8 protein-coding genes are annotated in these 10,994 nt (G+C 54.2%); 4 read left to right on the forward strand and 4 right to left on the reverse strand.

The features are described from left to right. Positions 1–537 precede the first annotated feature (537 nt). From E0L37_RS19860 to E0L37_RS19870, 3 genes are all read left to right on the forward strand, one after another. The gene (locus tag E0L37_RS19860; RefSeq protein ID WP_133493382.1) at positions 538–1,269 is read left to right on the forward strand and encodes a transposase; all 732 of its coding nucleotides are present in this window, start codon (positions 538–540) and stop codon (positions 1,267–1,269) included. A gap of 33 nt (positions 1,270–1,302) precedes the next feature. Then, positions 1,303–2,190, forward strand: coding sequence for a type II secretion system protein N (locus tag E0L37_RS19865; RefSeq protein WP_133493383.1), 888 nt, complete (start codon positions 1,303–1,305; stop codon positions 2,188–2,190). A 197-nt stretch (positions 2,191–2,387) separates the two neighbouring features. Beyond that, on the forward strand, positions 2,388–3,098 hold the full coding sequence (locus E0L37_RS19870) for a DUF3239 domain-containing protein (protein ID WP_133493384.1): 711 nt from the start codon (positions 2,388–2,390) through the stop codon (positions 3,096–3,098). 116 nt (positions 3,099–3,214) lie between these two features. On the opposite strand, the gene E0L37_RS19875 is transcribed toward E0L37_RS19870, so the two are convergent. The 3 genes from E0L37_RS19875 to E0L37_RS19885 form a co-directional block, all read right to left on the reverse strand. Continuing rightward, positions 3,215–4,222 (reverse strand): Rpn family recombination-promoting nuclease/putative transposase, encoded by a 1,008-nt coding sequence (locus tag E0L37_RS19875; RefSeq protein WP_133493385.1) that lies wholly within the window; start codon positions 4,220–4,222, stop codon positions 3,215–3,217. 210 nt (positions 4,223–4,432) lie between these two features. Next, a complete protein-coding gene (locus E0L37_RS19880) occupies positions 4,433–4,708 on the reverse strand; it encodes a type II toxin-antitoxin system RelE/ParE family toxin (RefSeq protein ID WP_133493386.1) in 276 nt (91 codons plus the stop codon). Next, the gene (locus E0L37_RS19885; protein ID WP_133493387.1) at positions 4,708–4,977 is read right to left on the reverse strand and encodes a CopG family ribbon-helix-helix protein; all 270 of its coding nucleotides are present in this window, start codon (positions 4,975–4,977) and stop codon (positions 4,708–4,710) included. Before E0L37_RS19885 ends, E0L37_RS19880 begins: the two co-directional genes overlap by 1 nt. Before the next feature lie 757 nt (positions 4,978–5,734). On the opposite strand from E0L37_RS19885, the gene E0L37_RS19890 reads away from it, so the two are divergent. Beyond that, positions 5,735–6,430 (forward strand): hypothetical protein, encoded by a 696-nt coding sequence (locus E0L37_RS19890; protein ID WP_133493388.1) that lies wholly within the window; start codon positions 5,735–5,737, stop codon positions 6,428–6,430. Between the two features lie 996 nt (positions 6,431–7,426). Here E0L37_RS19890 and E0L37_RS19895 read toward each other — a convergent pair. Then, entirely contained in the window at positions 7,427–10,888 is a 3,462-nt protein-coding gene (locus E0L37_RS19895) for an Ig-like domain-containing protein (protein ID WP_133493389.1), read from the reverse strand. Between the last annotated feature and the right edge of the window lie 106 nt (positions 10,889–10,994).

Genomic DNA, 10,994 nt, shown 5'->3' on the forward strand with positions numbered 1-10,994 from the left:
GCTTCACCCTGGGGGACTCTTTTCCTTCTCGCCACGCCAGGGAGCGTCCCTAAAATTTTGTCGCCGCTCTTCAAGGAGGTTTGAGCGACCTTGTAAACCGCTTTGGTTGACCTCTTGCCAATAGAGAACAGATGGACGCGTAGTAGCTTTTCCTGTCCATCAAAAGTGACTAAGAGAAGACCCGCTTATTGCGATTTATTTGGTTCCTATGTGTGGATGCAAAAAGCCGGACGTAAGAACCTGAGAAAGGCGCAAAAACGGGTATACAAAGGCGGTTTCAATATACACCGATTTGTAATCAAGTGAGCGTTTGCTAATCCCGGAAAAGGCTTTAAATGGGGTGCTTAAAAAGGGGGCAGGAAATACAAAATCATTGTCTTATTAAAAGTGCACGACTGTAAATATTAAAGGGTTCCTAAAGAGCTCTAAAAGCGTTAGGGTTTTAGTTTCATAACCGTACCAGGAAGTAATGTTATGTAAGCCCGGCGCAGTCTGGGCCGGGGAAGCTCAGCGAAATCAATAACAAGGAGAAGCGCTATGAGCAGCAAGGAACGCGTTTTGCTGCAAGGTGTCCCTCACTATGTAGTGCATAAAACCCGAGACGGCAGCCCGATCTTTCGTACCACGGTGGACTTCAACTACTGCGAGCGGCAGCTGTTGGAATTGCGCAGGGAGTACGAAGTCGAGATCCACGCCTGGTGTCTGCTGCCCGGCGAAGTCCATTTGTTGATCACCCCCACCGGGCGGGCCACGGAAGTGTCACGCTTCATGAAAGGCTTGTCTTGCCGCACCGCGCTGTTCTTCAAGAAGATCCATGGGGAGGAGTCGCCCTGGGAAAGCCGCTTCCTGTCCACGCCGGTACAACCCAGCCAGTGGGTGCTGACCATCATGAGAATGATCGAGCTGTTGCCGGTGACACGGGGGCTGGTGCAGAAGATCAACCAGTACGCCCATAGCAGCTTGCGCATGCGCTGCGAGAAGACCCAGACAAGCTGGCTGGACGACCCGGAACCGTATCTGCGTTTGGGGGCGAACCGGGATGAGCGTCGCCTCGCCTACCGGGAATATCTGCGTATGGGCAACAACCCGAAGGAAGTGGACTTCATCGTCAACGCGGTGACCCGGGGGCTGGTTACCGGCTCGGACCGCTTCATCCGTGAAGTGGCGGAAAAATACGGTGAGCGTGTGTATGGCCGGCCCCGGGGGAGGCCCAGAAAGAGCCCAAGACAGGAGGGTGAAAGCCCACCGGGCGACGACAGTGAAGAATAATCGGCGGTGCGTTGATCAAGAGGTCTTTTGGCAATGAACCGTCTTGCTCTGATCGCCGTGCTGGGTCGCGCCGCACGCTACCTGATATCGCTGGTGCTGCTTGGCGTGTTGGTATACTTGGTGGTGTGGACCGTGACGCTGCTGATCCACGGCCCCAAGCCGCCGGAACGGATGCCCGCGGACGATCTCCCCGTAACCGCGGCTTCGCGAAACCCAACGCTGACGAAAGTGGAAATCGAGAGCTGGAATCTGTTCGGTGAGTACCTGTCCGGGAGCGGTACGGTTGAAGTGCATTCCGATGCTCCAGAAACCCGGATGAAACTCACCTTGCTCGGCGTTTTCCATAACCGGATGGACCAGCACGGCTGGGCGATCATCCAGCCGGAAGGCGGGGAAGCGGGGCTGTATCACGTGGGCGATGAGCTGATCCGTGGCGCCACTCTGAATGCATTACGGGTCGATCACGTGTTGCTCAAGCGGGGAGGGCGCCTGGAGAAGCTGCTGCTACTCGACTGGGAAGCGATGCCAGGGATCGTGGCCTCGGCACAGCCGGCTCGGGATGACAAGAAAGACGATTCGGAGGTGGAAAAGCTGCTGAGTGACCGGGACAAGGCCATGAAAACCATGGGGGTGGAACCGGTGAGCCCGGAGACCGCCAATGGCTACCGGGTGATCGATGAAGAGGGAGACCTGGTCAAGAAGTTCGGCTTCCAAAAAGGCGACGTTATCTTTTCCGCCAATGGCTATCCACTGGGAACCAAGGAAGACGACCTGTTGGCCCGCCGCTCCGTGGTGGATAGCGGCATTGGTGAGATCATCGTGAGGCGGGGAAGCAAGGAGTTTCTGATCGAATATCGGACCGGCAAGAGCGATATTCGAGGCATGGCGGCCCTGATCGCGAAACCCTCCGAAGGCGGGTAGTCCCTGGGGATCACACTACGAAGCCGCTGTGGGAGCCAGCTTGCTGGCGAATCTTTTCATCTTTGTGCCGTTATTAACCAGCAAGCCGGCTCCCACGGATCAAGCGGTTCACAGGTACGCCGCTTCAAGCTGTGGGAGGGCAGAAGGGTGTGCTAAGGTTTTCCTGTTTGAATCATCCCTTGTGCAAGGAGAGCGGAATGAATGATGACAGCCGGGTCGGACAGGTCGGTGAGTCCTGGAATGATACGTTTGCCACACGGGCCATGAACATGCCGCCGGATCCTGTTCATATGGAGACCTATGACGAATACCCGAGTAAGTTCAGTCCTCTGTTTTACGTGGTGATTGCCCTTGCCGTGTTCACCGGCGTCTGCAGTTTCTCCCTCTACAGGAGCGGCAATACCAGTGGGTGGCTGATTCTGCTGGTCATGACATTGCTGCTGTTGCTTGTACTTCGTGCTTTTCCCAGGCCCGTCGGTCACCGGGACATCGCCTATGAAAACGGCCTGCTGATCCCCGCCATTGTAATCGAGACCAAGCCGCTGACCTTGCTGGCCCTGGCCGATATGCGTGGGCAAGAGGATGTGGATCTGGTGTGGGGGTGTCTGAAGCTGCCCGTGAAGCAACTGCCCAACCACACCATCGCCATTGATGAGAAAGTGCCCTGCGTCTCGATGTTTGGAATGCCGGAGAACGGCTATTGGAGCCTTTTCCTGCCCCGCCCGGTGGCCTGGGGTTACAGCGATCCAACCCTGGTGAAAAAAGTAACCGAAAGCCTCACCGTGGACGATGAGGATGACATTGATGAATGGGCGGTGTTGCAAGAACTCAAGGATGCCATGAAAAAAGCACCGAATAACAAGGTGATCTACTTCGACGCGGCCCTACAGAAAACCGATAAGCCATAGAGCAAAAGAGCGCTGCCATTTCTGATTCCCGCGGAGCCGGGAAGCCACTGTGGGAAGCTTGCTGGCAAGCGAATCCCGGTTCGCGAACCGGAACCGAGCCAGAATCCCCGACCTGATCAGCGAAAGACGTCTTCCAGCTCTTCCACCTCGTAAGGCCGGTCGATCCAGTCTTCCAGCTGTTCCCGGCTGGCGCCGTTCAGTTTGACATCGATGTGTTCAGGGACTGTACCGAAACGGCGTATCAACTGACGCCGCAGAATATTTCGGGCCTCGGCGGTGGAACCTTCCTCCCGACCTTCCTCCCGACCTTCCTCCAAACCTATTTCCCGACCTTCCTCTCGGCCTTTGGTGAGCCCTTCCCGGCGGAATTGGGCTTTCCACTCTTGTATGCGTTCTTCCAGCATGGTGTTCGCCTCCTGTAAGTTTCGAACTTCCCGCCAGCTGATTTCCGGAGCCAGACTGGGGCCCCGGCGATGTAGCCATTCCAGAATAGCTTGTCTGAGTTCACTCTGCTCAGGCCCCTTGAGCCATTCTAGCAAATGGGAGAAGGCCCGAGACAGGTCTTCCGGGGCCTGGCTTTGCTCCAGCCGGAATATGGCGGCGACCAGATTACGCTGCCCAGGCAGGGCGCCCTCGTGAAGCAGAGCGCCCTCATCCAAAAGTAGAAACTGTAGCCGGGGCAAATAGGGGAGCACGGCGTGGGGAGGGGGCTGAATCAAATTGTCCAGGGCCACCGGAGCGCGCCAACGTCCCTTTCCGTTGTACAGCACTATGGGCAGTACCGGTGGTAACCGGCGGTCTGGGCTTAGTTCCTCACGCCGGATCAGGTCCTGATACAGCAGACCGATGTAAGTGAGGATACGCACCGGCATGAAGCGCTCCACCGTGGACTGAAACTCCAGCATCAGATAGAGATAAACCCATTCGCGTTTCCAGCGTACCCGCCAGAGCGCGTCATTGTGGCGGCTAAGCAGATCACCGGTAGCGTAGCCGTCACTGACCTTTTCCAGTGAATCCAGATCCAGCTCCCGGACCCAGTCCCCTTCCATGAACCCAAGCAGCAAATCCCGCATCAGAGCGCGATGCGAAAACAGAAATTTATAAGCGGTGTCGTGCTCCCCCATGAATCCTCCCCAAATCAGCAGGGGAGTAATATGACGCGCACTCCGCGATCCGTCTGTCAGCCCTGACGGAAAGAACCGTCAGTCGAAAGTGACGGGTAGTGTAGGAAGGCTCCCTTAGGGGAGGGCACGAAGCCGCTGTGGGAAGCTTGCTCGCAAGCGAATCGCGACTCGTATGCGCCGCGTTTCGTCCGCATTCGGGCAACCAGGAACTCAGCGGCCTTCCCGAGTGTGCCAGAGCCGTAGCATATAGAGGGTGGATTCCTGAATCTCGTAGCGCATCTCGTAATCCCCGACCAGCAATCGTCTGACTTCACGAGGCTCGAAATCAAAAAGCCGCTCACCGAGACGTGGGTCGGTCAGCAGGACGGTGGGAGCTTCGGTTAATGCCTGCACAGCCCGCACGGCGGCCTGTTTGTTCACGGGGGCCAGAAATTCGTATAAGCGAGCCAGATCGGAAAGTGCTTTGCTGGTCCACTTGAGTTCCATCAGCGCGGTACTGGCTGGGGCTCATCGGTGCCCAGGCTGTCCGCCCACGCCTGCACGGCCTGATGGTCGATGACGCGACCGGCGTCCACGTCAGCCAGAGCCTCGCGGGTGAGTCGCTCTCGCTCATCTTCCTGATCGAGCCAGGCAGCCAGCGCCTGTTTCATGATCCAGCCGCGGGAGCGCTCCAGCCGTTGGGCCATCTGGTCGACTCTCTCGGCCAGAGGAAGGGGGATATGGGCGGTCAATACCTTGGTTTCTGTCCGGGCCATGATGGGGCTCCTTGGATATATATGATTCAAAGTTAATCATAGTGATTCAAGCCGAATCACTCAAATGAATTATCTGTCTGGATAGCAGAATCAGTATGGGGAGAAGAAAGGTCCCGGTCTGTCAGCCCTGACGGAAAACTCTGTCCGCCACAAGCAAAGGGCAGTGTAGGAAGCATCCCCCCCCGGGGCAGAAAACCACCTCACAACAAAGCCGCTGCAGGAGCTTTGTCCGGGCGGCGGGCCGCTGCAAGCGAATATCAACTACTGCCTCTTCACCACACAACCGCCGGGCCATCTCCGCCCCTATGGCTTCGCACTCGCTCCTCCGCCAACAGTTTCTCCACTGTGGGAAGCTTGCTAGCAAGCGAATAACCGCCGTTCCTTCTCTCCCCCAACATCCCCACAGAAACCCATGTCACCTTCGCCAACCTTTTTAGCCTAAAAAATAATTACCCCAGAAGTTCCTTGGCAACTTCTGGGGTAATTAAAACGACCAAAAAGATCAAAAAAATACCCCAGAAGTTCCCCAAAAATGGCGCAGAAGTGAAAGGTTAAGTGTTTGATTTTGAAGGGGTGTTTTCTTTTACATAAATAAAGTTTGGTTTTCAGGAAATTATTCTTTGTTTTTGTCTTGTTGCTTTTTGTGGTTTTGATAGGGTCGAAAGTCCGGCGAGGGGGGATCACCCAAACCGGATAACTGAATCATGACGAACCACGGAAGTAGTAACGATTCGTTCGACTAAATATGGAGAAGATCATGAATACGATGAAAGTTATAGCTGGACTGGCTGCTGTATCCTTCGGCGCAATAGCACTGAATGCCTCCGCCACAATTTCCTCGGGGAGGTGCCCTACCACTAACACTAGTGGTTTTGACTGCATGGAATGGACTGATTCGGGGAACTGGTATCACACGACTCAGAACGATTGGTTCGGTCCCGGTGGAACATCTGGGACAGGGGATACATTCCCGTTTACAGGCGAGACGTCTCTGCGATGCGGCGTTGGCTTGGATTGTACTCTAACACTGAACGGCCAAGCCCGAATGAACACCGAAACAGGTGATGATTTCAGCATTAGAGTGATTGATGGGTCCGTGACTGGTGGTATTCTTTGTGGACTTGTTGATCTTAATTTCAATCCCTACTGGTATGCCGATGATGATTCAGAGGAAACAACCTGGGATGACAATAGCTTTATTTCAAACCCTGGCACTTTGGCGCCTTATACTGGGTTTGCAACTGGCTCCATAGGCAATATTAATTTCTCGGTATCCGCCCTGGGTATTAATATCTCCAATGGCCACATGCACGATGTGCAGTTCCACAACAATGGAGTTGGTTCACCCGGTTCTTACTTTGCGTTTAATGGGCCTATCTATAATCCAGGACATGTAGAATCAGGTTGTGAAATTAGTGGAGATCTTTACTATAACGACGCTAATGCATGGTAATAGGGTGAGAGTGTGAAAGGGTGACTTTGGTCACCTCTCTGGTTGCTAACAAAGCCCTGGAGTTTGCCGGGGCTTTGTTTTTATGAGATACGCTAACAGATTCTCCACACCGACCGAGCCGGAAATCGTGATGCTGGGGGCTGATGCCTTCCGATCATCTGCTACTACATCTTGATGAAAAACGAGAATTTTGTCTTTCATTCGCGACAAAGTTTGTCCTCCACACCGAGATGATAATGGCCTCCGAGCTAGCCGCGATGGTGGTATGCGAGGCTCTATTCATCGGCTATCGTTAGGCATTCGTAGAAAGCAAGAATTGATACGCGAGTTGTGAGGGAACATAGTGTATCGTTGACTCCTGTGTGGCTTACGGAAACAGTTGCTGAATGCCTCAACCTTCACGCCGTCGTGATCTCGTGAAACAAGCGATGGAATAGGATCGAAGGCTGAGTACATTTGTATGCGGACAAAACGCATTTGTGAGAACGATCACGATATAGTTTTTGGGTTGATGAGGTGAGCCCGATAGCATAGCTCATAGCGCAGGAGTAGATCGAGGCAAGGGGAGGGCACGGAAAAAGCTGCTATCACGTGACCGGAAGATGGAGCTGGAAAGGAAGCGCAAGAAGATCGGTTACACAGACCTAGACAGTGAGTACCTGACTCGAGAAGACAAATTCAAAGGGGCTTACTAAGGGATGTACGGCGAAGCATGAGATTGCCTCAGGTGTTTAGTGGTGTAGGGGAACACGCATGACAGTATGCTCATACCTTGGGCGCTTGGATCGAGCGGCTGGCTTGGGGTCGAGGTTAGCGGGCCTGAAAATATATAAGCTGCCAGAAAGTGGAGTTGAGTGAGCCATATTGGGGAATTGTTTTACGGAGTCTGACTATAAGCCCAAGAATTAGCTGGGCCGAAAGGCTTCCCATCGTGAGGTGGAATTTGAAGCAAAATGGTTAGGGAGAAGGGGGAAAGGCTCCCCCTCCCTATCCGGGTTATTTTATTGATTTTGATATGAAGTTTAATCTGCTTCCTTGCTCGGGGATGAAGAGATCCGCGTATCCCATCCACGCTCCGTCTACGTCACTGTGGATGACCATGAGAATGTCAACCGGGTTGGTGTTGAATTGCTCCACGTACATTCGCCCATCATCCATGAAAGAAATTGGTCCCTCCATATGCATTGATATTTCATAAGATCTTAGTCTTATTGAATTACGTAAAGATGTTATCCCTAGCTCAGCCGAATATGGTGCTTCGACATATAGATCCAGGCTGGCAGTCAACACTGGCCTACCATTTTTTTCTTTGATTCTGGCGATTATTGCTCCGTCTCTTTGTTGGCCATCGTATCTCATTCTAAGTATCTGTTTTCCTGTCGCTCCGGGAAAAGGGAGGATTGGGGCGCTAGGTATTTGCTGTTGAAGGGTGTATATGTCTAACGATGTTCCATAAACCATGGATGGCCACATTTTTACCTTGATGCCCGTATCGTCAATTTCGTTAGTTACTTCTGCTGCTATTGCAGAAATTAAGTAAGTGAATTTTTGATCGGGGCATGCCATCGGTTCATTGTTATTGTCGTACGAGCAGCCAAAATTCAAGCCAAATATATTTATTGAATCCAATCGGCTTTCAATGCTGGGGTTTCTAAATCTGGATAGCACTTTTGCACTATTGGGAGCGGGTTGGAGTCCAGCAGGGTCGTAGTTTGGGTATAAACTTGGGTCCGTTTCGTTGAGCTGCTCGCCAGGACCATACTCTTCGAGGTCAAATAAATATTCTCCAACCGTATATATCGGTGGAGTGCTGGTGCCGATGTTGCTTCGTTCACTCATAAAGTTATGATTTGTGTCGGCTATAGGTTCGGTTGTAAGAATCTGGAGGACATCGCTTGTGGCTTTGGCGCCCCGGAAAAATTGGGTAAAGTCGGGGCCGCCAGCAGTTAAATCTGGTCCTGTTGGTATCATTGCATAGTTGTAGGTCATTCCACTGGGGCCATTTCTAACTTCTTTGATAGTTGTTAAGCCTATTGACGCTGTTTGTATAGGGAGGCCAGATTTATCACAGACGCTGTCTGTTCCGCATTTATAATTATCATTAGATATTATTTTTCTAACGTATCCATTGCTGGTCGTCTCAACGGTATATCCTGATGAAGCTAGGGTGTATTTATATAACGTGCCATACTCCCAAGGTTTTTCTGGGGTGAAATAGATGTTGTTTCCTTCTGTAAATAATTTCCCGTTTATATTTTCTATTTTGTTTTCATGGTTGTCTATTTTTTCGACTGTAAAGGTTGTGCCTAAAGATAGACTGGATGGATCGATCTCTTTTGATAGAGAGATAAATATGGTGCGATTTTCCGGTAGACTCATCACGGGAATGGCGTCATCGAGCGGTTTTCGATCTGCTTCGGTGGCATTTGTACTCTCTAATCCGGGAAAGCCTCCGGCGCATATTCCGGATTTATTGTTAGTTAAGTCGCGAGTTGGGTCTTTGTCTCCATTACCGATATCATTTAGAAGTTCTTGTTTTAATGCGCAAGGATACCCAGGATAACTTGCTAAGATAACTGCGGCACTTTCAGTCTCTCGCCTCTGTAGGAGGTCATATCTTAGAAGTGGAGGCCCGGAAGGCATTTTTGCGATAAGGCCGGTATTTTCGATTTTGGTTGAGAGAGAGAAGGTCTCATTGACGGGGTTTTGGAGAGTCCTTCCGCCAATATCAAGGATGTCGATTACTGATAGCCGATAACCAACCGGAGCCTCCTCCGGGCTATACTGCAAATCCTCCTCCGGCTTTACCACAATCGCCGCGCCATCCACATACACCTGCGCCGGCATTTCTTCTTCCGCTCCGCCGTTCACGGTTTTATAGAGGATGACATTGCCTTCCACACTCTGCGGATCTATCGGCTCATCAAAGTTCAAGATAATCGGATCCCCCGGCTTGGCCAGCAGGGACTTGTCTTCGCCGGTGATGGTGTCCGTGCCCAGGGTCCAGCTTTGCAGGGTGGGGCCGGTGGTGTCTTCCGGGGCGGTGGGGGCGTTGAGCTGATCTTTGTAGGACTGCAGCTGGAAGCTGAGCAGGCCGTAGCCGTATTCCTGGCCGAGGATGTTGGGTTCCACCATGCCGACGGCATCCAGGTTGAGGACGCCGGCTTCAGTGTCCACTTCGGCCACGCCCACCAATTCGATGTGCATGATGTCCTGGGTGAAGCCACCGTTGGCGCGCGGGTCCTCGGTGGCGATGCCCACGTCCATGAGCAGGTGGACGATGCGCAGGCCGTCGGCGCGGTCGTGGACGTTGTAGGGGTTGGGCACCAGGTAGCCGCTGGCGTCGCTGGTGAGGCGCATGTCCACGGGGCCGGAGCCGAAGCCGGCGGGGACTTCGCCGCCGATCATCACCATTTCGATGGCGCTGCCGCTGAGCTTGGTGCCGCGGGGCAGGCGGATCGGGGTGACGTCGGGGTATTCGGTGACGTCCGCCAGTTCGGCCACCACGGCGTCGGCGCTGGCCTGGGTGACGTTGACGTCTTCGCCGAGCAGGGTGCCGTTGACGGGCACCTGGTTGATGTTCTTGCCGGTGAGGCGGGACAGGCCGCTCTGGGTGATGCGTTGCACCAGCATGGCCGGTTCGCCACGCGGTGAGGAGTCCGCCGGGGTGAAGCTGATCTCGGTGCCGGCGAAGGCTTCATCAAAGGTGCTGGTGAGGCCGTTGGTGAGGCTCAGCGTGTAGCTTTGGCCGGGCGTCAGATACTCCGGTTTCGGGTCCACGGTCATGTAGTGGCCGTTGATCAGGAGCGTGGCTTCCACGGTTGCGCCACTGCTGTCGGTGAGCACCACGGTGTCGCCGTAGCGGGCGCTGGCGCGGTCCACTGGCTGGGTGAACTGGAACCGGAAGCTGGAGAAATCCATGATCGGTTCGTTGGTGTCGCCATTGGGCATCTGCCGGTCGATGGCGAAGTCGTCGTCCTTGACCACCAAGCTTCTGGGCCCTTCGGCCAGTGGCCGGGTGGTGAAGCGCAGGGTGCGGTCGGCGGAGGTGCCGTTACGCAGACGCAGGTTCTTGATGGCGATGGTGTAGTCGGTGAGCGGGCTCAGCGATTGCGCCGGTGTGAGGATCACGCCGCGCGGGTCCGGGCCCACGGTTTCGGCGGTGTAGTCCAGGTTGCCGCCTTCGGCGTCACAGCACAGGGTGACGCTCTGTTCCACGTCGCCGAGCGACACGTCACTGGTGAAGCGCAGCACCACCGGTGCCTTGGTGGGCACTTCGGCCTGCCCGTCATCGGGGTAGGCGTAGAGGAGGCTTTGTCGCTGAGCATCGTTGGCGTCATTGCCGGGCATACTGGAGCCATCACTGCCGCCACAGGCGGTGAGGACGGTGGCGGTGGTGAGGACTAACGTTCCGTAGAGGGCCCCGTAGAGGGTCCCGTTAAAGGTTCCGCGAATCATAAGGTTCTCCCCCCTTAAAACTGCATGCTGATGGAGGCGGCGAAGACGTTGACGTCACCGTCGGTCTTGACGCGGTCGTCGTTGCCGGTCTGGTCGGAGAGCAAAC

The sequence above is a fragment of the Alcanivorax sp. 24 genome (assembly GCF_004360225.1).
GTDB classification, from domain to species: Bacteria; Pseudomonadota; Gammaproteobacteria; order Pseudomonadales; family Alcanivoracaceae; genus Alloalcanivorax; species Alloalcanivorax xiamenensis.

Coding starts and splice junctions, on each gene's coding strand:
- E0L37_RS19880 (WP_133493386.1), bottom strand. CDS start 4,708: ATGGAACTCAAGTGGACCAGCAAAGCACTTTCCGATCTGGCTCGCTTA.
- E0L37_RS19890 (WP_133493388.1), top strand. CDS start 5,735: ATGAATACGATGAAAGTTATAGCTGGACTGGCTGCTGTATCCTTCGGC.
- E0L37_RS19875 (WP_133493385.1), bottom strand. CDS start 4,222: ATGGGGGAGCACGACACCGCTTATAAATTTCTGTTTTCGCATCGCGCT.
- E0L37_RS19870 (WP_133493384.1), top strand. CDS start 2,388: ATGAATGATGACAGCCGGGTCGGACAGGTCGGTGAGTCCTGGAATGAT.
- E0L37_RS19860 (WP_133493382.1), top strand. CDS start 538: ATGAGCAGCAAGGAACGCGTTTTGCTGCAAGGTGTCCCTCACTATGTA.
- E0L37_RS19865 (WP_133493383.1), top strand. CDS start 1,303: ATGAACCGTCTTGCTCTGATCGCCGTGCTGGGTCGCGCCGCACGCTAC.
- E0L37_RS19895 (WP_133493389.1), bottom strand. CDS start 10,888: ATGATTCGCGGAACCTTTAACGGGACCCTCTACGGGGCCCTCTACGGA.
- E0L37_RS19885 (WP_133493387.1), bottom strand. CDS start 4,977: ATGGCCCGGACAGAAACCAAGGTATTGACCGCCCATATCCCCCTTCCT.